Annotated in this window: 16 protein-coding genes and 2 pseudogenes; 10 read left to right on the forward strand and 8 right to left on the reverse strand. The window is 36.9% G+C overall.

Annotated elements, in window-relative coordinates; all coding sequences use genetic code 11:
* Nucleotide 1: 1 nt before the first annotated feature.
* From WJN01_RS00790 to gyrB, 6 genes are all read right to left on the reverse strand, one after another.
* Entirely contained in the window at nt 2-2,377 is a 2,376-nt protein-coding gene (locus WJN01_RS00790; protein WP_445195269.1) for a TonB-dependent receptor, read from the reverse strand.
* A 169-nt stretch (nt 2,378-2,546) separates the two neighbouring features.
* A complete protein-coding gene (gene secDF, locus WJN01_RS00795; RefSeq protein ID WP_445195270.1) occupies nt 2,547-5,546 on the reverse strand; it encodes a protein translocase subunit SecDF in 3,000 nt (999 codons plus the stop codon).
* A 169-nt stretch (nt 5,547-5,715) separates the two neighbouring features.
* A complete protein-coding gene (locus tag WJN01_RS00800) occupies nt 5,716-6,333 on the reverse strand; it encodes a hypothetical protein (RefSeq protein WP_445195271.1) in 618 nt (205 codons plus the stop codon).
* Between the two features lie 72 nt (nt 6,334-6,405).
* On the reverse strand, nt 6,406-7,332 hold the full coding sequence (gene mdh / locus WJN01_RS00805) for a malate dehydrogenase (RefSeq protein WP_445195272.1): 927 nt from the start codon (nt 7,330-7,332) through the stop codon (nt 6,406-6,408).
* A gap of 208 nt (nt 7,333-7,540) precedes the next feature.
* The gene (locus tag WJN01_RS00810) at nt 7,541-8,554 is read right to left on the reverse strand and encodes a DUF6588 family protein (RefSeq protein ID WP_445195273.1); all 1,014 of its coding nucleotides are present in this window, start codon (nt 8,552-8,554) and stop codon (nt 7,541-7,543) included.
* Nucleotides 8,555-8,715: 161 nt separating this feature from the next.
* Nucleotides 8,716-10,665 (reverse strand): DNA topoisomerase (ATP-hydrolyzing) subunit B, encoded by a 1,950-nt coding sequence (gene gyrB, locus WJN01_RS00815; RefSeq protein ID WP_445195274.1) that lies wholly within the window; start codon nt 10,663-10,665, stop codon nt 8,716-8,718.
* Nucleotides 10,666-11,098: 433 nt separating this feature from the next.
* Here gyrB and WJN01_RS00820 point away from each other — a divergent pair, with 433 nt between their 5' ends.
* The gene (locus WJN01_RS00820) at nt 11,099-12,364 is read left to right on the forward strand and encodes a porin (RefSeq protein ID WP_445195275.1); all 1,266 of its coding nucleotides are present in this window, start codon (nt 11,099-11,101) and stop codon (nt 12,362-12,364) included.
* 17 nt (nt 12,365-12,381) lie between these two features.
* Here the strand turns inward: WJN01_RS00820 and WJN01_RS00825 are convergent, their stop codons facing one another.
* Nucleotides 12,382-13,398: a dipeptide epimerase gene (locus tag WJN01_RS00825; RefSeq protein ID WP_445195276.1), complete on the reverse strand. Its 1,017-nt coding sequence runs from the start codon at nt 13,396-13,398 to the stop codon at nt 12,382-12,384.
* Between the two features lie 170 nt (nt 13,399-13,568).
* Between WJN01_RS00825 and WJN01_RS00830 the strand changes: the two genes are divergently transcribed.
* The 9 genes and pseudogenes from WJN01_RS00830 (at nt 13,569) to WJN01_RS00870 (ending at nt 22,870) form a co-directional block, all read left to right on the forward strand.
* On the forward strand, nt 13,569-14,702 hold the full coding sequence (locus WJN01_RS00830) for a helix-turn-helix domain-containing protein (protein ID WP_445195277.1): 1,134 nt from the start codon (nt 13,569-13,571) through the stop codon (nt 14,700-14,702).
* 166 nt (nt 14,703-14,868) lie between these two features.
* The gene (locus WJN01_RS00835) at nt 14,869-15,372 is read left to right on the forward strand and encodes a hypothetical protein (RefSeq protein WP_445195278.1); all 504 of its coding nucleotides are present in this window, start codon (nt 14,869-14,871) and stop codon (nt 15,370-15,372) included.
* A 450-nt stretch (nt 15,373-15,822) separates the two neighbouring features.
* Nucleotides 15,823-16,086, forward strand: coding sequence for a hypothetical protein (locus WJN01_RS00840; RefSeq protein ID WP_445195279.1), 264 nt, complete (start codon nt 15,823-15,825; stop codon nt 16,084-16,086).
* 2 nt (nt 16,087-16,088) lie between these two features.
* The gene (locus WJN01_RS00845) at nt 16,089-17,489 is read left to right on the forward strand and encodes an amidase family protein (protein ID WP_445195280.1); all 1,401 of its coding nucleotides are present in this window, start codon (nt 16,089-16,091) and stop codon (nt 17,487-17,489) included.
* A pseudogene (gene gatB, locus WJN01_RS00850) lies at nt 17,489-18,920 on the forward strand (Asp-tRNA(Asn)/Glu-tRNA(Gln) amidotransferase subunit GatB); the annotation flags it as partial. The gene WJN01_RS00845 and the pseudogene gatB, both read left to right, overlap by 1 nt.
* A gap of 80 nt (nt 18,921-19,000) precedes the next feature.
* Nucleotides 19,001-20,824 (forward strand): annotated as a pseudogene (aspS, locus tag WJN01_RS00855) (aspartate--tRNA ligase); the annotation flags it as partial.
* Between the two features lie 197 nt (nt 20,825-21,021).
* On the forward strand, nt 21,022-21,642 hold the full coding sequence (locus tag WJN01_RS00860) for a hypothetical protein (protein WP_445195281.1): 621 nt from the start codon (nt 21,022-21,024) through the stop codon (nt 21,640-21,642).
* Nucleotides 21,643-21,689: 47 nt separating this feature from the next.
* Nucleotides 21,690-22,154 carry a Cif family virulence factor gene (locus tag WJN01_RS00865; RefSeq protein ID WP_445195282.1) on the forward strand — a complete coding sequence of 155 codons (465 nt, stop codon included), beginning with the start codon at nt 21,690-21,692 and terminating at the stop codon, nt 22,152-22,154.
* Between the two features lie 59 nt (nt 22,155-22,213).
* Nucleotides 22,214-22,870: an SDR family NAD(P)-dependent oxidoreductase gene (locus WJN01_RS00870; protein ID WP_445195283.1), complete on the forward strand. Its 657-nt coding sequence runs from the start codon at nt 22,214-22,216 to the stop codon at nt 22,868-22,870.
* A 16-nt stretch (nt 22,871-22,886) separates the two neighbouring features.
* Here the strand turns inward: WJN01_RS00870 and WJN01_RS00875 are convergent, their stop codons facing one another.
* Nucleotides 22,887-23,237, reverse strand: a complete 351-nt coding sequence (locus WJN01_RS00875) for a DUF202 domain-containing protein (RefSeq protein ID WP_445195284.1) — start codon at nt 23,235-23,237, stop codon at nt 22,887-22,889.
* Between the last annotated feature and the right edge of the window lie 204 nt (nt 23,238-23,441).

Raw genomic sequence — 23,441 nt, forward strand, 5'->3', positions numbered from 1 at the left:
ATCAATGCCGCCTTCCACCGCTATATTCCATAGCCTCACCCTTTCCAAAGCCATAGCTAAAACCGAAGCTTACAAAGCGTCCGCGCGTATTTTTACTGTAGTTGGTAAAATTGGTTTGAGTAGTAAAACTTTCAAAATATCGTGAAGCAAATACATCGCGAACACCAACACTAAAAACGCCTTTGCCTTTCAATATTTTTTTACGCAGGCCCAAATCTAAAAAAGCAATATCGTTCATGCTGCCCTGCACTGTTTTGTATTCGGATTCGTAATTGCCAGTGACTTCAAAATCGAAATTAGCGGGCAATTTAAATTTCGCCATGAGTTTAGACGTCCATTGGTCACCTTTAAAATCAAAAACCTGAGATTCAAAAGTACCTTCCCTATTAAATCCGTTATAGTTAAAATCTACATTAAAGATCAACCAATTAATTGGGGTGTATTTGGTGTTAAATTCAATTCCGATGGTGCTGTTGGTTCCAATATTTTCGGGTTTTGTGGTATTGACATTATTTTCGGAAGTGGAAATACGTTCAATAACATCGGTGGTGTACCGATGGTAAACCCCAAAATTTAATGAGGTTTTGCCGATGTCCAAAATGGTGGTCAGCTCATAAGAATCTGTAAACTCGGGCATCAATTCTGGATTTCCTTGACGGATATTAAAACTGTTACGAATGTTGAAAAATGGATTCAAATCCCAAAGTCGCGGCCTAAACACCCGCTTTGAATAGCCCGCCTGAAGCGAAACAACCTTTGAAAATTTATAGGACGTGTGCACACTAGGAAAAAGATTGGTATAATTTTGATTGTTGCTTTGGTTGGTGGTCTCCAGAAAGGTTTTTAAATCGGTTTGCTCCAATCTAAGTCCTGCTTTCAATCCCCATTTTTCGCCTTCATAAGCACCCGAAAAATAGACTCCAAAAACTTTTTGGTCGTAATTAAAGATATTGGTCAGACCAGTGTCGGGCTCAAAATTCCCATTCACCAAGTTGGCAACTTCATAATCGTTGCTTACGTCGTTCAGCACATATTGAGCACCTGTTTCCATACTCCATTGTTCTGAAAAAGGTTTGGTATAATCTAACTTAAAGGTATAAATGTACTCTGCGAAATCCGATCGGGTTCTTTGCGTGCCATCCTGGTCATTACCCGAAACTGTTGCATCATTGAACAAGGAAGACAAATCTTTTGCAAAGGAATTTCCTATGGCACTGAACAACAGGTCGTGGTCTTCATGATCTTCAAAATCCTTTTTATAAACCAGTTCGTATTGCCATTTGGGGTTTGTAGCTTCAGTGGCTTCGGAGCGATTCCATTCAGAAACCAAATCATCGTTTTCATCAAACAATTTAAAGTTATTGTTTGAGGGTTGGTCCTCGATTTCGTAGGCGAAATTACCAGATAGCGTTATCACATCTGTTGGGGTAATGTAATAATCAGTGCCAAGGGTCATGTTATAAAACTTTTCGTTTCTGTAGTCTGTGCCAACGTTGTAAAGAGCTGTGTTGTTCACAAGGTCTGTATTTGCGTTTTCACCATCACGAGGGTAGCTTCTCCGTCCCAAGCCAAGCTGCGTGAATAGGTTAAACTTTTCCGACCGACGATTTAAACTTATCCCCACGCTATGATTATCCGGTAAACCAGTATTTAAACTAACCGAGCCATTCAAACCCTTTCGTTCCTCTTTCCTGATGATGATATTGATGATTCCTGATGTACCTTCAGCATCATACTTTGCAGAGGGATTGGTGATGACTTCTATACTTTCAATCATATCGGCGGTGATGCTGCCCAATGCCCCGCCATCTTCTGTTAAAATTGAGGGCTTTCCGTTAATGAGTACTTGCACGCCTGAATTACCACGGAGACTAATAACACCTTCAATATTTACATTTACTGACGGCACATTATTGAGAACCTCCAATGCACTAACTCCGGTATTGGCGATATCTTTACCCACATTGAACACCCGTTTATCCAGCTTAAACTGCGTACGTGAAGTTTCGGCCTGAACCACAACCTGGTCTAGTTGCTGGGAATCTTCCGAAAGGTAAGTTGTGCCCAGATCAATCATATTATTAGAAATGCCGAAATCTCTTATAGTTTTAGATACGAACCCAATAAAACTGATTTCGATATAAAAGTTTTTGGCTTCGGTTCGTAATACAAAAGAGCCATCATCAGCAGTTACAGAACCTGTAATGGGTTTTTGGGTTTCATTATCAGCAACCATTACTGTGGCATAAGCCAAGGGCTGCTTGCTGTTTTCATCAACCACTTTGCCTTTTATTTCAATGGTTTGGGCTAAACTCGTCCCGCCAAAAAAATGGACAAAGACCACTAAAAATAAAAGCTTCAAGTACCTTGAAATCATCTTTTTAAAATTAGGATGTTTTTTTAGTTTTAGTGAAGATATTAAGTCTTTTTGACTAAAACCCCATTTTTATTTTTAAAGATTTGTTAAAGTGATTTTTTTGAATGGAAAATAAAAAGCCCGTCAACAAAAGTTAACGGGCTCCTTTTCAAAGAAAAATGAGTTAGTTTTAGTTTTTCTTCTTTTTTTCTTCAAGTCTGTTTATGGTATCGTACATTACCGGTGTTGCAATGAACAATGATGAATAGGTACCTACAATTACACCCACAATAAGTGCGAACATAAACCCACGGATGGAATCGCCACCAAAAATAAAGATGGCCAATAACACCACAAGGGTAGTCAAGGAGGTATTTAATGTTCTACTTAATGTGCTGCTTAATGACGAATTCACCACTCTGTTGAAATTCCAGCTGGTATGCTCGTTGAAATACTCTCTAATTCTATCAAATACTACCACCGTATCGTTAAGTGAGTAACCTATTACCGTAAGAATGGCCGCAATAAAAGCTTGGTCAATTTCCATATTGAATGGCATAAAACTGTATGTTATTGAGAATACACCCAACACAATCAATACATCATGGAATACAGCGACTACGGCACCCAATGAATATTGCCATTTTTTAAATCGGAATAAAATATAAAGGAACACCACAATCAATGACCCTAAAATAGCCCAGATTGAAGCTTGTTTAATATCATCGGCAATGGTTGGTGTTACTTTGTAAGATTCCAATAACCCTACTTGTTTATTTTCGTCATTTAAATCGATAAACTGCTCATATGAAATACCCTCTAAATGAGGCACCAAAGCAGTGTAAAGTGTTTTTCTGATTTCTTCATCAACATCGGCACCAGATTCATTTACTTTAAATTTGGTTGTAATTTTCAATTGGTTGGCATCTCCAAAAGTTTTGGCATCTGCACTTGAAAATACGCCAGGCTGTGATAACAGATTTGTGATTTCTTCTGCACTAACATCTTGGGCAAAACGAACTTGATACGTTCTACCTCCAACAAAATCTACACCTTGATCCAATCCTTTTGTGAACAAAGACCCTAAACTTAAGACGATAAATGCTCCCGAAACGATATAAGCAAGTTTACGTTTTTTAAGGAATTCAATATTGATGTTTCTGAAAAGGTTTCTGGTTATTCCAGTAGAGAAATCCAGTTTACCTCCTCTATTCACATACCAATCGATTAACAATCTAGTTATGAAAATTGCAGTAAATAAAGAAGTTAAAATACCTATAAGTAAGGTTGTAGCAAATCCTTTGATTGGGCCTGTACCGAATACAAATAGGATAAGCGCTGTTAAACCTGTTGTAATGTTGGCATCCAAAATGGACGATAAGGCGTTACCAAATCCATCTTTAATAGATTCCAGCTGCCCTTTTCCTTTTAACAATTCTTCACGAATACGCTCATAAATAAGTACGTTGGCATCAACCGACATACCTATAGTAAGCACGATACCCGCAATACCTGGTAATGTTAACACAGCACCTAAACCAGATAAAACCCCAAAGATTAAAAGGATGTTTAATAACATGGCTATATCGGCAAAAATACCCGCTTTTCCGTAATAAAAAAGCATCCAAAGCAATACTAAAGCCAATGCAATCATGAATGATGTTGTACCACTATCAATAGCTTCTTGACCCAATGATGGACCAACAACTTCACTTTGGATTATGTCTGCTGAAGCTGGCAATTTACCTGCACGCAAAACGTTGGCCAAATCGATGGCTTCATTTAGGGTGAAATCTCCAGAAATGGAAGAACGTCCTCCCGCTATAGGGCCTGAAGTTACACCCGGAGCTGAATACACTACATCATCCAATACAATGGCGATTTGGCTTCCTTGCTGATAGGCATTGCCCGTCATTTCCTCCCAAATTTTAGCACCTTTAGAGTTCATCTGCATGGCCACTTCTGGTCTGTTACCCACAGGGCTAAATTCGTTGCTGGCGTCGGTTACTACGGCGCCGCTTAATGGTGGCACATCTTCTCTATTACCAACCAAAGCATATAAGTCAACCAACTCGCTATCCTTTTCAGGTTTGCCAAAAACGAACTTTGTATAGCGCATTTCCGCTGGAAGCAATGCTCTTACTTCTGGCATGTTTAAATAATCAAGAACAGTTTGTTTGTCTTTAATAGCAAACTTTGCGATGATTGGACCACCTTGGTAGCCAATTCCTTTTATTAATTTCCCTAATGGGTTGTTATTGGTGTTTACCGCAGTTGAATCGGTTTGACTATCCCCCAACAATTCATCGATTTGTGAATCTTGGGCATCTTCCTGATCTTGGCTTTCAACTTCTTCAGTTTTAGCCTCATCTTCAACAATATCCTTTAAAACTGCATCCGCTTGACCTAAAAATTGATAGAATTGCTCACCTTTGTAAGCATCCCAAAACTCCAATTGTGCAGTACTTTGCAATAAAGATTTTGCTCTTTCTACATCTTTAACACCTGGCAATTCAACCAAAATACGGCCCGATGTTCCTAAACGCTGAATATTTGGTGAGGTTACACCAAACTCATCAATACGCTTACGCAATACTTCAAAAGCAGAAACGATGGACTCATCAATTTTAGTTTCAATGATGCCTTTAACCTCATCATCACTCATGCTTCCATCAATTTCGCCATCCAATTCCTTGGTGTAAAAAATATCTGGAGAAGCCAATTTTGTATCACCTTTTATGGCATCAAAAGCGGTGAAAAAATCTTGTAAATAGGTATTCTGACTGTTTTTTTGAAGTTCTGAAGCATCATCTAAAGCCTTATTGAAAACAGGGTCGCTAGTATTATTGGCCAAGCCTTTTAAGATATCCTTTACAGAAACTTGAAGTATAACATTAATACCTCCTTTTAAATCTAAGCCAAGGTTCATGGCTTTTTGCTTCACCTCGTTATAAGTGAATTTTGCAACACCGATATTAAAAACCGTATCGGTAGCAATCGATTGAAGATAATTAGCCTCTTCTTGACTACGCTTTGCACGGTAATCATCCTCAGTATCAGAAATTTTGTTGATGGCCATTTCTTCGGCCTCTTTTTCAATTGAACTTGCTTTGAATGTGAATGAAAGCTGGTAAATACTTACCAAACCAAACAAAATAGCAAACAATTTTACTAATCCTTTATTTTGCATGTGTATAAATTTAGTTGGTCAAATTTTTAAAACGGGCAAATATATCATTTACCTCAAGATTTGACAATTTTTATTTTAATATGAATTTGCAGCCACGCTTTTTCAACAACGAAAGCCACCTTTTAAATTGAATTTTATGGAATTATGAAACTTAAACAAGTCTCTTTTTTTAACAAACAGGCCCTGCCCTGCCTTCGGGTATTTTATGTGAAGTATTCTTTATAGCTATCGCAATGTTTTTGCGAATTGTATTTGGCCGTTTTGTAAAATCTGCTTCCCCTTTTAAATCCGTTGGGTTAAAAAACAGATTGATATTAGGCTCTAACGAACGGTTACTTTTAACCTCAACCTCTAGAACAATGGCTCCGTTTAAATCACCTTTGGTATCATTCCCATTTTGAATTTCATAAACATCAAGGTCGAAATAAACCTTATCATTAAAAGGAAGGTGTGATTTATTTTCTTTTGTAGGGTTATCGGAAAAGTCGAATGCTAAAACCTCATTATTGGAGAGGATTTCTTTAATACTTGCAGTATCAGCATCACTGAAATATTCAATATTGATGCTTCCATTTTCAAGGTGTTTTACTTTTATGTTTTCCGCCCCTAAATCTTGAAGTTGCTTTTTAACCGAAGCAATGGCGTATTGCGTATCATCAGAAGTTAAAGCAACATCTGAAAACTGCAATACTATTTCCTGATTTGGTAAAGTAACTTGTTGTTGGCTAACAACACCAAATAAAGTAAGCGTAAAAATTAAAACACTAATGCACCATCTAGCAATCATGCGCCAAATATAAAAAAATAAAGACTGTATTGCTACAGTCTTTATAAAATTAAGTATTTTGCTGAAACTTGTTTAAACTTCCAACAAGTCGTTTGTTTTTTTAACACCTTCTGCACTGGCTTGCATGTGTGCTTTTTCAGCATCACTTAATGGCACGTCAACTATTTTTTCAATACCATTTTTTCCTATAATTACAGGAACACCTATACAGATATCACTTAAACCGTATTCACCTTCCAATAAGGTAGAACAAGGATAAATTTTCTTTTGATCGCAAGCAATAGCTTGAACCAATCCGCTAACTGCAGCACCTGGCGCATACCAAGCTGAAGTCCCCAATAATTTTGTAAGTGTAGCGCCTCCAACTTTAGTATCTTCCGCAACTTGAGCCAAACGCTCTTCACTTAAAAATTCTGAAACTTTGATACTGTTTCTTGTTGCATGGGATGTTAATGGTACCATACCAGTATCACTATGTCCTCCTATAACCATACCATCAATGTCACTTATAGGGGCATCCAAAGCTTCTGCTAACCTGTATTTAAAACGAGCAGAATCTAAAGCTCCACCCATTCCAATAATTCTATTTTTTGGTAAGTTTAGTGATTTGTGCGCTAAATAAGTCATGGTATCCATTGGGTTGCTCACCACAATTAAAATCATATTTGGAGAATGTTCCAATAAACTAGTAGCAACGGCTTTTACAATACCAGCGTTAATGCCAATTAATTCTTCACGTGTCATACCCGGTTTACGAGGAATACCTGAGGTTATAACGCAAATATCACTATTTGACGTTTTACTGTAATCGTTTGTTACCCCTGTAATTTTTGTGTCAAAACCATTTAATGATGCACACTGCATTAAATCCATAGCCTTTCCTTCTGCATAGCCTTCTTTTATATCAAGCAATACAACTTCTGAGGCAAAATTTTTAATGGCGATATATTCTGCGCAACTGGCACCTACTGCTCCAGCACCTACTACTGTTACTTTCATTTGATTTGTGTTTAGTTATATATTTGTTATTATTTTTTACGGAACAAAATTCTCGGTTTCACACCAAAAATTATATGATTTTGGTCATGCGAAATTACGAATTAATAAGCGTTTAATAAAAAAGTGCGAGATAAAAATCTCGCACTTTTCAACAAAAATTAAATATAACTAACTAAAACTAAATAAATCCATTTTTAAATTCGCCGTATCATCTAAATCCAAAATTCAATCCTACTGAAAAGGCATTAAATTCTGATAAGTGATATTCGGCATTGAGCCTAAAAAAGCCCAATTTTAATTTTGTTCCAATGGTTCCTCTAACAGAAGACACCTCACTTGAAATTGAAAAAGGGTCAACTATCGGTTGGGAGGTTAAAATACCATCCGTAACTATATACGTTCCCAACAAATCTGATTCTGATTTTCCTTTGATATAACCCAAACCTCCATAAAAATTTATAACAGGAAGTTTGGTTGAAGCTATTAATTGAAATAGCCATGTGTTGGTTTTACTTTCAATGCGTTGGTTGTCACCCTGAATTCCTGAGGAATCTGTTAAATCATAAGACCCATCTAAATGAGTATATGCTACCAATCCTGAAATGGCTACTGGTAGAACTTTATCTGCTGGCAACCATTTGGTCATTTCAAATTGTAATCCAGCACCGTACATGCTTAAAGACACTTCTTCCGCATCAATTTTTGGCACAAAACGGGCTTTTATTTCAATCCCTTTGCTTAGCCCTAATGCACCTTGAATAAAGGCTGTAGGCAATAAATCAGCACTACTAGACCCAATACCGTTTGGTAATTCTATAATCTCTGTTTGATTTCCAAAAATGGGGTCTTCATATTCCACTTCAACAAAAATTACTGGGTCGTTTTCACCAAGCACAGTTGAAACCATTTTGGATGCTGAATTATCAGGAAAAGTAATGTTATTGTAATCGGCCGTGTTCAAGTTGAACATCTTATTATCATCTTTTACAGATGATGCATTGGCTATAATTGAAATCTCAAATCCACCTAAAGGCTTGGCATCGGCCGTATTAAACCAGTTGGCATTCATGCTGTGCATTAAGCCATTGGTACCGGGCATTAAATAACCATTTGCAAATCTTTGAGCGTCCTCAATACCTGCGGCAAGAAGTGCATCAATGTCTTGTGCTTTGGACACAAAGCCAACCAAACTTAGTAGGACAAGTGGAAAAATCTTTTTCATAATTTCGATTTGGTTTTACAAACATAGGAAAAAAATCACGAAAAACAACATTTAATCGAAATTATTTGCATTTTAACGATATTATAGATATTAATGCCACAAAAAAACACCCTTGATATTTCTATCAAGGGTGTTTTAAATTATATATTACTCTTTATTATCTATGCATCAATATTTGCATAAATAGCGTTCTTTTCAATAAAATCTCTTCGTGGTGGTACTTCATCGCCCATTAACATAGAGAATATTCTATCGGCTTCAGATCCGTTATCTATTTGAACCGAACGCAGTGTTCTGAACTCAGGATTCATGGTAGTGTCCCAAAGTTGTTCGGCATTCATCTCTCCCAGACCTTTGTAGCGCTGAATGTTGGCCGACCCTCCAAATTCCTCAACCAGTGCATCACGTTCCTTGTCATTCCAAGCATAAGCTTTTTTGTTGCCTTTTTTGACTAAGTACAATGGCGGAGTTGCGATATACACATGCCCATTTTCAATAAGCTCCTTCATATATCGGAAAAAGAACGTTAAAATTAAAGTCGCTATATGGCTACCATCAATATCGGCATCACACATAATGACAATTTTATGATAGCGAAGTTTAGAAAGGTTCAACGCTTTGCTATCTTCTTCTGTCCCAATAGTAACCCCCAAAGCCGTAAAAATGTTTTTTATTTCTTCGTTCTCAAACACTTTGTGGGTCATAGCCTTTTCAACATTCAAGATTTTTCCACGAAGCGGTAAAATAGCTTGGAAATTTCTATCCCTACCTTGTTTTGCAGTACCACCTGCAGAATCACCCTCTACCAAAAACACCTCACATTTTGCAGGGTCTTGCTCTGAACAATCCGATAATTTACCCGGCAAACCACCAATGCTCATAACAGTTTTACGTTGCACCATCTCACGTGCCTTTTGTGCTGCGTGACGTGCTTGTGCAGCCAAAATCACCTTTTGAACAATGGTCTTGGCATCGTCAGGATGTTCTTCAAGATAATCGGTTAGCATTTCTGAAACTGCTTGGCTTACCGAAGCTGAAACCTCACGGTTACCTAATTTGGTTTTGGTTTGTCCTTCAAATTGCGGTTCTGCAACTTTTACTGAAATAATAGCCGTTAATCCCTCTCGGAAATCATCACCCGCTATTTCAAATTTTAAGTTTTTTAATAATCCTGACTCATCAGCATACTTTTTAAGCGTATGAGTTAAACCACGACGGAAACCAGACAAATGTGTACCACCTTCATGGGTGTTAATATTATTTACATAAGAATGAAGGTTCTCTGCATAAGAGGTATTATAAACCATCGCTACTTCAACAGGGATATCATTTTTTTCACCTTCAAACGCAATAACATCTTTCATCAAAGGTTCTCTGGTTGCATCAAGATATCTCACAAATTCTGTTAGACCTTCTTTTGAATGAAATGTTTCACCCTCAAAAGTACCATCACTTTTTTTCGTTCTCTTATCAACTAAATGAACCGTAATGCCTTTGTTAAGGAAGGCCAACTCGCGAAGTCTACTCGCTAAAGTATCATAACTATATTCAAGTGTTTGGGTAAAAATAATCGGATCCGGTTTGAAGGTAACCACTGTACCTCTTTTTTCAGTTTCACCAATTGATTTTACCGGATAAAGCGCCTTTCCACGCTCATATTCTTGCTCCCAAATTTGCCCATTTCTGTAAACGGTAGCCTTTAAATGTTGGGACAAAGCATTAACACAACTAACACCTACACCGTGCAATCCACCAGAAACTTTATAAGAATCTTTATCAAACTTACCCCCGGCACCTATCTTGGTCATTACAACTTCGAGCGCAGACACGCCTTCCTTTTTGTGCAAATCCACAGGGATACCACGTCCGTCATCTTCAGTAGTAATAGAGTTGTCCTCATTTATGGTGACCGTAATATTGTTACAGTGCCCAGCCAAAGCCTCATCAATAGAGTTGTCTACCACCTCATAAACCAAATGGTGCAGACCACGCGTACCAACGTCTCCAATGTACATAGACGGACGCATGCGCACATGTTCCATGCCCTCTAAAGCCTGAATGCTATCTGCCGAATAGTTATGCTTGTTAAATTCTTCTTTTGCTTCGCTCATATCCTAAATTTTATCTTATTTTAAGTTTAGTTGTATCTCACAAAAAAATCCCGTTTTCGGGACCCTTGAACACAAACAAATATACGAAATTTCCACCCCATTATAAAGCATTTTATCGACTAAAGTATAAAATTATCAACATTTGTTAATTACTTGAAAATGTCTTAAATCGTCTAAAAAGTACCTTAAAATGGATATTGACCATTTTTAACGATTTAACAAAACACCGACATTAACAAAAATCGGCACAGCGGCTTTTTCGAAGTTTTTATCAATTAAAAAATCAGGAAAAACCTACCTCAAAAATCATAAAAAAACGCAACTTTAATTCAAGCTTTGATAATTGGAAATTTATTCTTTAACATGATGTATGTCACTTTTTAGTATATTCATTCCGCCTAACTTTGCCTTGAATTTCAGAAATAAACGTTACATGATACTAAAAAAAAGAGCTTTAATACTATGGTTATTCTCCATAGCTCTAATTTCCCCGGCGCTACTAATTGGTCAAAATGAAGAATTTAAACCAACCTTCAAATGGAACCTCACCTCTCAATTTTGGTTGAGATATTCTGAGCTAAACGATGGCTCTGTAATCCATGGCGAGCCCACATCCGAGTTTCTTGATATATCTATCCGAAGATTGCGAATTCCCGTATCTTCACAGATTTCCCCTAAAGTTTATGTGTATGCCATTTTTGGTGGCAATAACTATAACTTTAAAGGAAAGGATTTCCCACTTGAAGTTTTAGATTTATATGCCGAATACTCCTTTGCTAAATATTTTGAAATCGGGCTGGGCAAATCGGGCTGGCAGGGCTTGAGCCGTTGGAACATCCGATCTAGCAGTACATTAATGGGCCTTGATTCGCCACTTTTCACCCTAAACTCTGTTGAGATAAATGATGATATAGGGCGCTTATTCGGTTTTTGGGTTAAAGGTCAAGCAGGAAAATTCGATTATAGAATGGCCTTTAATAGGCCTTTCTTTGTAACCGCCATTCCAAACGGTGTTGTAAACTTTGCAAATAACAAACCGAGGGTAAAAACATCGGCTTATGTAAAATATCAGTTCTTTGAACACGAATCCAACAAATCTGCCTATCAAGTTGGTACGTACATGCAAACTAAAAAGGTTTTTAATATTGGGGCTGGATTTCAATTTCAACCCGATGCTATGAGTGATGGAGATGCCAATCTTCCTGAAACAAATATTTATGATATTTCACATTTTTCCGCGGACTCTTTTTTAAACCTTCCATTGGCCAACGGTAATGCCATAACCGCTTATTTAGGTTATTACAGTTATGATTTTGGAAAAGACTACATTAGAAATGTTGGTGCCAACAATCCCACAACGGGCGGCGGAACAGATTTTAATGGTTCCGGTGTAGCCTTTCCAATGATTGGCACAGGCACCACTTGGTACGGACAGTTTGGCTATGCGTTTAAGCAAACCAAAATTCTCAACCACATGGCGGTGATTCAACCCAATATTGCCATACAGCATTCTGATTGGGACGCTTTGAATGATAGCATGACCGTTTATGATTTTACCGTTAACTTTTTTGTGAACGGCTCGCATAAAGACAAGATAAGCCTTGGTTACCAACATCGTCCAATATTTGATGCGAACACTTTACAACAAAAAGACTATAAGGGAATGGCAGTAATGCAGTACCAGATTTCGTTAAATTAATCCGTTCTAGACATCAATTAGAGCAATTCAGATCCAGAGCCATAACCTTCTGGAAATATAATTTCACCGTTTTGAAATTGAGCCCCTGAAGCAATATCCGTTGCCAAAAGCATGGCTCCATCCGCATCTATATAATCCAAAAGCGGAGCTAGTTGTACCAAGTTTGAAATGCCTATTGAAGATTCTGTCATGCAACCAGCCATGATTTTTAAGTTTAGCTCCCTAGCCTTTTGAATCATTTTTAAGGCCGGGGTGATGCCGCCACATTTCATTAATTTGATATTAATACCGTCAAAAAATTCAGCGCATTTTTGGATATCTTCTACCTTTTGGCAACTTTCATCTGCTATAATTGGAAGCGCTCCTTTTTCTCTTAAAATCTTCATCCCTTCCCAATTATCGCCACGAAGCGGTTGTTCTATAAATTCAACACCCAATTCCTTCAATGTTTTTGAATTTTGAATGGCCTCCTCCACTTCCCAAGCGCAATTGGCATCAACTCTAAATACGGCGTTAGTCACTTGTCGCAATTGCCTCATTATTTCCAAATCGTTACCAACCCCTAATTTAATTTTATAAATCGGCCATGGTTTTTGCTTGATTTTTTCAATCATTACCGAAATACCATCAATACCGATGGTGTAATTGGTTTTTGGCTCACGTCTTTCTTTTGTAATCCAGTAACTTCTCAGTGTTCGCTGATTTTTTCTAGCAAAATAATCCCAATAAGCACAATCAATGGCTGAAAGAGCAAAATAGTTATGTTTTAGATTGGGTTCAATATGTTGCCAGAGTACTTCTGGATGCTTCCCCATTTGAGTCAAAATTTCGGTCTTCACATTTTCGATTGAAGATTTTAAATCTTCGATAGTAGTGCCATAATAAGCATTTACCGTTGCTTCACCAAATCCTGTTGTTATACCATCTGAAATTGACACGATGAGAGCGTCTTGAACATTTATGGTATGCCTGGAAATGGTGAATGGGTGTTTTAACGGCAATTGAAAATGGGTGGTTGACAGCTTGAATTTCATGTTTTAAAAATAGGAAAAGTATAAAATTTTAGGCGGTGAAACGGTATCTGTTTCAATAAAAATAATTCAACTCATGTAAATATATGAATCCCAAAAAAACAAGTTCATTGGGTGATTTCCAGATACTTGCACGATTAATTATGTATATTTAATATGAAATTTAACCAACCATGAATTTCAATATTTATAATATTATCATTATAGCGGGTATTTTGCAAGGATTCATTTTTGTTGCCGTTGTGTTATGCTCCAAAAAATACCAATCGAAAAGCACATTATTTCTTACTGGCTTAATTTTCTGTTATTCAGCGAGTATACTCATCTATATTCTTCCAGATATCGGTCTAATATCATTAACAGAAGCCTATAGGTACCTTTTTCTACCTTTTGCCTCTATTATCCCTGTCCTCATTTATTTTTATGTGATTTATTTTTTAAATCCGTCCTATAAATTTTCGCTAACAGACAAGCTACTGTTCTTGCCTTTTGTCTTATTTCTTTCAGTTTTTATTGCATACAAGGCTTTCATTTTGTTTGGCATAGAAGCAATGGAGACAATTACCTCTACCTTTAAATTTTGGATTTACTTCAACGAAATTTTTTCTGTTTTTTATTCCATAGTCCTTATAGGAATTTTAATGGTTAAAGTGTTTAAGTATGGCGCTTCAAAAGAAAAGTTTGATTTAAAATTTATTCGTCCAGGATTAACCTGGTTAAAAACTATGCTCATCTTCATTTACGTTTTTGTTTTTGTTTGGGGGTATTTGACTTATGTAAATATTTTCACTTCGAGCATTAAAGAAAATCACTTTTATTACCTCTGGATTCCAATGGCAGTAACGATATACCTTTTTGGGCATATTGGCGTCTATAAACATGGCATAATAAAAGAAAGGCTTAAAATTAGGAACTACATCAACACCAATGAAAAAAACGACAAAAAAGCATCGCACACCAACCAAAATATTAAAGATTTTGAAAATTATCTGATAAACGAAAAGGCTTATTTGGATTCTAATTTATCGTTGGAAAGTGTGGCCGACCATCTCAAATTAAGCCCCAGCTATTTGTCAAGAATCATTCATAGCCATCTTGATACAAGCTTTTCAGATTACGTTCACAGCTTAAGGGCAAAGGAAGCTCAAAACTATTTATCAAATCCAGAGTTTTCAAAATACACTATGGTGGCCATTGGTCTTGAAGCTGGCTTTAATTCTAGATCGGCATTTTTTAACATCTTCAAGAAAGAAACAGGAAAAACACCTTTTCAATACAAAAAGGAATACCTTAAAAATGATTTATGATTTTTCAGGTCCCCCATTTTTTAGAATTCACCGGGATTACTCGCATCCCATAATAAAGTCCAGATAATTGACATCCTCAAAAAACTGGAGCATTTTAGGGGTAATTTGGCTAACTTAACTAGATTATTCTATTAACCAACATGTTTTAATCTTAAAATCAACAAAAATGAAAAAGCTATTACTCTCACTCTCAATTCTTCTTATTTTTTCCTTTTACAATTGTAGCGAGGACGACGGTGCTACCCTAGTATACTTAAGGGCAGCAATTCACACTAATTGCAACAATGACCAAAACTTTTCAGGTACCGACATCTATGGTTACGAAGTAAATGATGACTATATTGGCACTTATTGGCAGGTAGGCGCTCACCCTGCCAATGCAGTTGATGAAGAACCCGATTTGGGCATGAACATTTTTAACGCCGACTTGGAATCCGGCGACTATTCCATTACTGGGGATTCATGGTCCGCCAACTCAGTATTTGTTTACTATATTGATGCCCAAGGCAATCAATATGTGAGCTACACCAATCTTGAAGGTGTGGTAGACATTTCGAACGATGGCTCTACAGTAACTATAAAAGTAACTACAAACGTGACACTTTATAATTATGAAACACAACAGACCATTTGTGTTTCAAATTTTGAAGCAAGGATAGCGATAAATTAATAGTTTGATATGCGCATTTTTTAACGAAACGGCACCATTTTATTGGTGCCGTTTCGTTTATTGAATATGTATTAGACTTGCTAAGATTGTTCTACTATGAGCACAATGAGGTTGACTAAATAACCTTGTAAAAACCATTAAATCCTTTGACTTACTTACAATTTATTATTTCATAGGTTAATATAAAACGAACAAATAGATTGATTCCTTTTAAAACCTTAAAATTAAAATCATTTTTTTTGTGAAATTGTTAATTGTGAAATAGCATGCAAATAAAATTGAGCAGACTATGAATATTTGCATATCTTTGAGGCGCAACAAGATGAAAAACAATAATAACAATAATAATTTCAATAATCCTAATTTTTAGGGTCAGGAAGGTTATTGTTTATAAAATATGTAAAAGCCTTCCTAATGTGGAAGGCTTTTTTTAATCTAAAAATTTAAGACATGAGCAAAATTATGACAGTCGATGTATTGTCGAGCATTAAAGGAGCACAGCCCAGTGAGGCGGTAAACAAGTTATTTGAAGTAATTAAAAATGCCAACGCGTCAAATGATAATGCATCCATTAATCGTAATAGCGTGTCTTTTGATAGTTTACGAGACGATGTGGTAATTCACAGTTCAGAAATCGAAAAGAAAATCATCATCGAAAACTTTCCAAAAGAAAAAAACGGCTACTTGGTGGTTTCTAAAGTTATAGAAGAATAATTATGGCCTCTCAAATACATAAGATTCATCAACAATTGGTGAACAAGGAAATCACATGTACGGATTTAGTACAGCAGAAACTCAACTTTCTAAAACAGAACACACACAACACGGTCAATTCTCTGCTCGACAAAATGGCATTGGATTTGGCCGCAAAAGTAGATGTTAAAATTGCAAATGGCGAAACCATCGGGTTGCTTGAAGGTATTCCTTTTGGCATAAAAGACGTGTATATGGTTCAAGGCACCATCACTACTGCCAGTTCAGAATTACTTAAAAACTACAAATCGGCTTACACCGCAACGGCCATTCAAAAGTTGTTGGATGCCGGCGCCATTCCGGTAGTGAAAGAAAACTGCGATAGTTTTGGTCATGGTTCTTCGAGTGAAAACACCATTTTTGGTGCCGTTAAAAACGCTATTAAACCAGAGTTGGTTGGTGGTGGTTCCAGTGGTGGTTCTGCGGTTAATGTAGCGTTGGATTACACCGTATTTTCCATCGGTGGCGATACGGGAGGTTCGGTGCGACAACCTGCTGGATACAACCATGTTTATGGTTTGAAACCTACATATGGACGTATTTCCCGCTACGGATTGATGGCTTATGCTTCATCAACCGACTGCGTTGGCCCAATTGCCAAATCGGTTGAAGATATTCGCATTGTTTTGAATGTGATGAGCGGACAAGATGCCAAAGACCAAACCACCTATGCTTCTGAGTCTATTTCGGAAGAGAGCATAGCAACTTCAGAGGGCATTAAAACAGTTGGTTACTTTAAAAACTTTATTGAAAGTGAAGCTATTGACAGCAAGGTGAAATCTGACTTTTTAGCCGCCATTGAAAAAATAAAAGCCAAAGGCATTGAAGTAAAAGCATTGGATTTCTTTGAATCAAACACCTTGGTTTCGACATATTATACCTTAGCCATGGCTGAAACGGCATCTAACCTATCACGGTTGGATGGCACTAATTACGGCAACCGTATTGAATCTGAAAACCTAAAAGAAACCTATGCAGTAACACGCTCTGAAAATTTTTCGGAAGAAACAAAACGCAGAATTGTCGGTGGAAACCAAGTGCTCTCCCAAGGATTTTCAGATGAAATTTATTTAAAAGGATTGGCACTTCGCGACGCCATTTCCAACAATTTTGAAAAAGATTTTAACGAGGTGGATATCATCATTTCACCTGTAACTCCAAGTACACCGCCAAAAATTGGGGACAGCTTAAAAGACCCGCTGGCCATGTATTTAAGCGATGCCTACACGGTTGGTTTTAGTTTGGGTCAACTACCAACATTAACCGTACCACAAGGTACCGAAACAGGCATGCAAATTACCGCCGCAAAAAATAACGACGAACTTGTTTTGAAGTTTGCTAACTTCTTAAAAGACACGATATAATGGAACTGGAACAATTAAATGAGTTACTAAAAACTCACGAACTGGAGTTAGTAATCGGTCTGGAGACCCACGTTCGATTGAACACAAAAACAAAATTGTTTTGTTCGTGCGCGAACGAAGAAACCGACATCCCAAACCAAAACATCTGTTCGGTTTGCACGGGGCAAATGGGCGTTTTACCTGCCGTAAATAAAGAGGCTGTTAAAAAAGCCATTTATTTTGGAAAAGCCGTAAAATCAACTTTTGAAAATGAAGTGATTTCTTGGGACAGAAAGCATTACGAGTACCCAGATAACCCGAAAAATATTCAGATTACGCAGTTTCACAATCCAGTGATTCCTGATGGGCAGATTTCGTGTTTCCGAAACGACGGCTCGCAATTTACCGTTAGTCTTTCCCAAGTTCATATTGAGGAAGATGCCGCAAAATTGATGCACGAAAAGAAAATCTCTTTGGTCGATTTCAACAAAGCTGGTGTGCCGCTAATTGAAATTGTAACCACACCTTGTATTCGCCACATTGAGGATGCTTCAACCTACGCACAATACATTCAGCGTATTGTTCAAAATTTAAAAATTTCCGAAGCCAACCTCGAAAAAGGGGAATTTAAATCGGATGTTTCAGTTTCACTTCGTAAAAAACATACCTACAATTTAAATCCGCGTACCGAAATAAAAAACCTCAACTCGTTTAAGTTTATGGTCGAGGCTTTAAAGGAGGAAGTTGAAAAACAACTCAACTACTATTTGGAGCACAAGGAGTTTAGGCCCGAACAAACCACCGTACTTTTTGATGCCGATTTAAAGCAAACAAAAACGATGCGTAAAAAGGAATTTGAGGCCGATTACCGTTTTATTTCGGAGCCCGATTTACCTTTTGTGAATATAAAAAGCGTTGTAGAATCTATTGATGTGGATGTAAGTTCACTGCCTTTTGCTGTGGAATCTATTTTAATAAAAGGTGGTGTTTTACCGCAGGATGCCAAGTTTTTTACGGCAGATTCCTTGCGCTCAAAAACCTTTATGCAAATAAATGATGAGCTAAAAGATCCATCGTTTGTAGCCAAAACCTTGGTGAACAATATTGGTGCAGATGATTATGGCGATATTCACCGTATTGAGCATTTAATTGAAATTTTTCAGTTGTTCAAAGAGGAAAAAATCACGTCGGTTTTGGTACAAAATGCAATTACCAAATACCTAAAAGATAGAACCTTTGATTACAACCAATATTTTGAAGAGAACACCATTTCCAAAGAAAAAATAGAGGCTTCCATTGCCAAGGTGATTTTAGAAAATGAAGCCATTGCCAACGACATTAAAGCGGGCAATCAAGGAAAAGCTGGCATTTTAGTTGGAAAAGTAATTGGCATTATTGGTAAGGGGGCTTCTGGAAAAGTGATTCGCGAGGGAATTTTGGATGCGCTTTCTGGGGAAGATATAAGCCCGAAGACGCAAAACGGAAGTACAACTGAACAACGAACAACTCCACAACAAACTACAAAAAAAGAGGAAGAGGCTCTACCGCAAATTCCTATTGTTGTAAAAGACGAATACAGAACACATCTCATCACCGATATTTCCGATGAAAGTATTTCTGAAAAGGTAACTTTTTCAGGATGGGTATCAAGTGTGCGCGACCATGGTGAACTTATTTTTATCGATTTGCGCGATTCAAGTACCGAGAAATTCCAAGTGCGTTTGAGCAGGGAATCGTTCCCAAATTTGGACGAATTGGTAAAACTAAAACCCGAATCGGTTATTAGTGTTTCAGGAACCATCGTTCAACGTAAAGAGGACGATTATAACCCTGCGTTAAGAACAGGAAAAATTGAATTGGAAGCCACCAATTTAGATACGTTAAACCTATCTAGAACACTTCCTTTTGAAATAAAACGAGCCACCAAGTCCAACGAGAACGTACGTTTCCAGTATAAGTTTTTAGACCACAGAAATGACGATGTGCGCCGTGTGATTGTAAACCGCCACAAAGTCATCAAACTGTTGCGCGACATTTTGGATGAAGAAAATTTCTTGGAAATTGAAACGCCAATTTTAAGTGCTGGAACCGATGAAGGTGCACGCGAATTCATCGTGCCATCAAGAAAACAGGCAGGTGCGTTTTATACCTTGCCACAAGCACCACAGCAGTTTAAACAAATGTTGATGGTTAGTGGCTACGAAAAGTATTTCCAGATTGCCCGTTGTTTTAGGGATGAAGATTCCCGTGGCGACCGCCAACCGGAATTCACGCAATTGGATATTGAAATGGCCTTTGCCAGTATGCAGCAAATTATAGATTTAAACACCAAAATGTTTAATGAAATTGTCACCAAAATATATGGAAACAAATGGATTTTGCGTCAGTTTGAAGTATTGACCTATAAAGAAACTATGGACAGCTATGGCTGTGATAGACCCGATTTACGATTCGGTTTAAAACTTCAAGACATTACCGAAATTGTAAAGGATACCACATTCCAAGTATTTAGTAAACCTATTGACGATGGCGGTATTGTAAAATGCATTAAAGTTTCGGCTGAAGACCAAGGCAAAAAGCGTTTATCAAAAGGGCAAATTGAAAAACTGACCGCCATAGCCCAACAACACGGTTTGGGAGGTTTGGCCTATATTATTGTAAACGAAAACGATTTGCAGTCGCCCATTATCAAGTTTTTAGGTGAAGATATTGCCGCAGGAATCATTAAAACCACCAACGCTCAAGTAGGTGATATTGTGTTTTTCTCGGCTGCCGATTATGCCACGGCCAACAAAGCCTTGGATGCCGTTCGTCAGGAATTGGGTAGTATGTTGAAATTAATCAACCCGAAGGAATTGAGACCTGCATGGGTTATTGATTTTCCAATGTTTGAAAAAACCGATGAAGGCCGTTGGACCTTTACCCACAACCCGTTCTCCATGCCAGCCATTTACGACATTGAAAAACATATGAATGGCAAAGAGGAAGAAATCGGAAGTATCATCGCGCAGCAATACGATTTAATCTTAAACGGCTACGAAATTGGCGGCGGTTCGGTGCGGGCTCACAAACCTGAAATTTTAGAGGCCACCTACCGTAACATGGGTTACAATAAAGAAGAAATGCTAAAAAGCGTAGGCACCATGTACAAAGCCTTCCATTATGGGGCACCACCGCACGGTGGGATTGCTTGGGGTGTAGATAGATTGATGATGATTTTAGAGAAAAAATCATCAATTAGGGAAGTGATGGCGTTCCCAAAAACAGGTACGAGCGATGATTTGTTGTTTGGCGCACCTTCTTTATTGTCCGATAAAAAGGTAGAAGAAATGAATGTAAAAGTAATACGCAAGTAGATCACTTAATTCGCATAAAACCATACCAAGTAAAAATCCCGACCGTTTTTGTCGGGATTTTTTTATAGCAAATTATAGGTTATATTTACAGAAGAACGCAGCCTAAAACTTGGGATATCCCTTTTTATTTTCCAGATAAGTGGAATAAAAGTTGGCATATAGCGAGATGGAACACATTTATTGAAAGTGAAAAAAAAATGATAAACGCCAAAGAATCATTTAGATTTTTGCCCACTATAGGGATTTTGATTTTCATCATACTTTACATTTATGCTGCTACATTATATCCTGGAGGTTCACAATTTGATGTAAACTCTGTAGGGTTTGATTGGAGCAATAACTATTGGTGTAACTTAATGCGCGAAAATGGTATAAATGGCCTCAAAAACAATGCAAGACCGGTTGCCATTGGTGCAATAAGTATGCTTTGCATCAGTATGACATTTTTCTTCTTTCAATTTGCAGACTACTTTGAAAAAAACAGAAATTGGAATTTAACTATAAAAATTTCTGGTGCGTTGGGAATGTTGTCGGCAGTTTTCATTTTCACAAAATTTCATGACGTCATGACTACCATTCTAAGTATATGCGGTGTTGTGGTTATTATTGGAATGATTAGGGCACTTCATAAAAACAAATTCACTTTTTTCAAAGTATTTGGAATATTCTGTATGGCAATTGTGGGCATGAATAATTTGTTCTACTATAATGAAAACTTGATAGAATACTCGCCTTTGGTACAAAAAGCAGCTTTCATTCTGATACTCTCTTGGACAGTTGCCCTTAATTTAAAAATGAAAAAGAAAACCATTTTATAATGACATGTATATTCATTTAAATAATTTTTAACCAAAAAATAAAATCTATGAAAAAATTAACGGCACTAATTATAGGAATTCTTATTGTGACGAGTTGTTCTGAAAAAAGGGTTAATCAGGAAGATATTATGAATCAAGTTTTAACGACATACAATGAAATGTATTACTCTTACGGAGAGGGTACAGATGAATTTTTTAAATATTTTGAAGACGACTTTTTAAGACTCACACCTTCTGGAAAATTACAGAAAGGTGTTGAAGACAGAAAGATTGAATGGAATAACTATTTAAAAATGTTTTCATTAGGCCTAGAGAGTTTTGATGAACCAGAAATGATAATTAGTAAAAATCAAGTTATTACAATTGGAGGTTACAATGAATATTTTGTAAACAGAAAAACAAAAGACACCTCCCATAATCGAGGAATATATGTGGCCACTTGGAGAAAACAAGAAAATGGCATTTGGAAAATATGCATGGACACTTGGCATGCTGGCTTAGACAAACAATAAAAAGGATGGAGACAATATATAATTCATTTAAACTCGCATATTGAAAAACCTAAACGAAAATGAAAACTGGAATAATAACTGGATGTAGCAGGGGCATTGGATTAGCCACGGTTGACTTATTGACCAATGATAATATAAAAATTATTGGCACCTCAACTTCAGGTAATTGTTCCATTTCAAAGCCAAACTTTGAATGTTATAGACTAAATCTTTCTGAAAGTGAATCGATAGCCAACTTCATTAAGGACATTAGAAATATAAAAATTGATTTTCTTGTTAATAATGCTGGTATTTTATTGGAAAACTGGAATGAATCTGCAATAAACCTAGACCATTTAAAACAGACATTTAATGTGAATCTATTCGGAACTATTGAGCTTACTGAAAAGCTAATTTCTAATTTTAATGATAACGGACAAATTATCAATATTACTTCAGATTGGGGTTCGTTCAGCGAAAAGAATTTTGATGAATTTCAACCACACTATAAAATGTCTAAGTCCGCATTGAATATGTACACAAAGCTGTTGGCAAAAAGACTTGAAAAACAAAATATCATTGTTTCTTCTTTTGACCCAGGGTGGACTCAAACAGATATGGGTGGAAGTGATGCTTCAAGAAAACCAACAGATGTTGCTAAGGATATTAGAAATTTATTAATTAGCAATCCTGAAAGTGGCCATTTTTGGCATCGAGGAAAAATTAGAGAATGGTAAAAACGCAAAAAATCAGCTATTCCTTTTTACTTTCATTTTCAATGACCTCAGACATGTAGTAAAGCTTTTTCAAACTTCGCTTTAATAGAACAAACCGGTACACCCCAATAGAAAAAAATATAATGCTAAAAACCAAAGCCGTAACCGCTAAATACTGAAAATCAGGGTAAGTTTTTATTTGAAAAAGCGCAATACTTCCTAAAAGCAAATACAATGAAGACCTGATGTAAGACAACAAAGTGCGCTCGTTGGCCAAACGGGTACGTTCTATGGCCAAATAATCTCTTAAAATAACTTCTTGGTCGGGTTTAAAATCGCGCCCAAAACGTAGAAGTTTCATTTTTTTCAACTTTACCGGTGTTTTCATCAGAAGGTGTACTTTTAAAGTTCACCTATAAAAATACGCAATTTTCTAGGGAACATATCTTCTACTTTACATCAAGGTCTTTTTCATTAGGGATTTTAAGAAACAATCCATAAAATCGGTCAAAAAAGCAAAATTTAACACTTGCATACAGCTTTAACGTTATTTTAAGACAATTAACCATTAACTTTAAAACTTAAACTAATA

Origin of the sequence: Tamlana sedimenti (genome assembly GCF_038148895.1) — a bacterium.
Classification (GTDB): Bacteria; Bacteroidota; Bacteroidia; order Flavobacteriales; family Flavobacteriaceae; genus Tamlana.

Coding starts and splice junctions, on each gene's coding strand:
- secDF (WP_445195270.1), bottom strand. CDS start 5,546: ATGCAAAATAAAGGATTAGTAAAATTGTTTGCTATTTTGTTTGGTTTG.
- WJN01_RS00875 (WP_445195284.1), bottom strand. CDS start 23,237: ATGAAAACACCGGTAAAGTTGAAAAAAATGAAACTTCTACGTTTTGGG.
- WJN01_RS00830 (WP_445195277.1), top strand. CDS start 13,569: ATGAATTTCAATATTTATAATATTATCATTATAGCGGGTATTTTGCAA.
- WJN01_RS00820 (WP_445195275.1), top strand. CDS start 11,099: ATGATACTAAAAAAAAGAGCTTTAATACTATGGTTATTCTCCATAGCT.
- WJN01_RS00835 (WP_445195278.1), top strand. CDS start 14,869: ATGAAAAAGCTATTACTCTCACTCTCAATTCTTCTTATTTTTTCCTTT.
- WJN01_RS00810 (WP_445195273.1), bottom strand. CDS start 8,554: ATGAAAAAGATTTTTCCACTTGTCCTACTAAGTTTGGTTGGCTTTGTG.
- WJN01_RS00845 (WP_445195280.1), top strand. CDS start 16,089: ATGGCCTCTCAAATACATAAGATTCATCAACAATTGGTGAACAAGGAA.
- WJN01_RS00870 (WP_445195283.1), top strand. CDS start 22,214: ATGAAAACTGGAATAATAACTGGATGTAGCAGGGGCATTGGATTAGCC.
- mdh (WP_445195272.1), bottom strand. CDS start 7,332: ATGAAAGTAACAGTAGTAGGTGCTGGAGCAGTAGGTGCCAGTTGCGCA.
- WJN01_RS00860 (WP_445195281.1), top strand. CDS start 21,022: ATGATAAACGCCAAAGAATCATTTAGATTTTTGCCCACTATAGGGATT.
- WJN01_RS00865 (WP_445195282.1), top strand. CDS start 21,690: ATGAAAAAATTAACGGCACTAATTATAGGAATTCTTATTGTGACGAGT.
- WJN01_RS00840 (WP_445195279.1), top strand. CDS start 15,823: ATGAGCAAAATTATGACAGTCGATGTATTGTCGAGCATTAAAGGAGCA.
- WJN01_RS00790 (WP_445195269.1), bottom strand. CDS start 2,377: ATGATTTCAAGGTACTTGAAGCTTTTATTTTTAGTGGTCTTTGTCCAT.
- gyrB (WP_445195274.1), bottom strand. CDS start 10,665: ATGAGCGAAGCAAAAGAAGAATTTAACAAGCATAACTATTCGGCAGAT.
- WJN01_RS00825 (WP_445195276.1), bottom strand. CDS start 13,398: ATGAAATTCAAGCTGTCAACCACCCATTTTCAATTGCCGTTAAAACAC.
- WJN01_RS00800 (WP_445195271.1), bottom strand. CDS start 6,333: ATGATTGCTAGATGGTGCATTAGTGTTTTAATTTTTACGCTTACTTTA.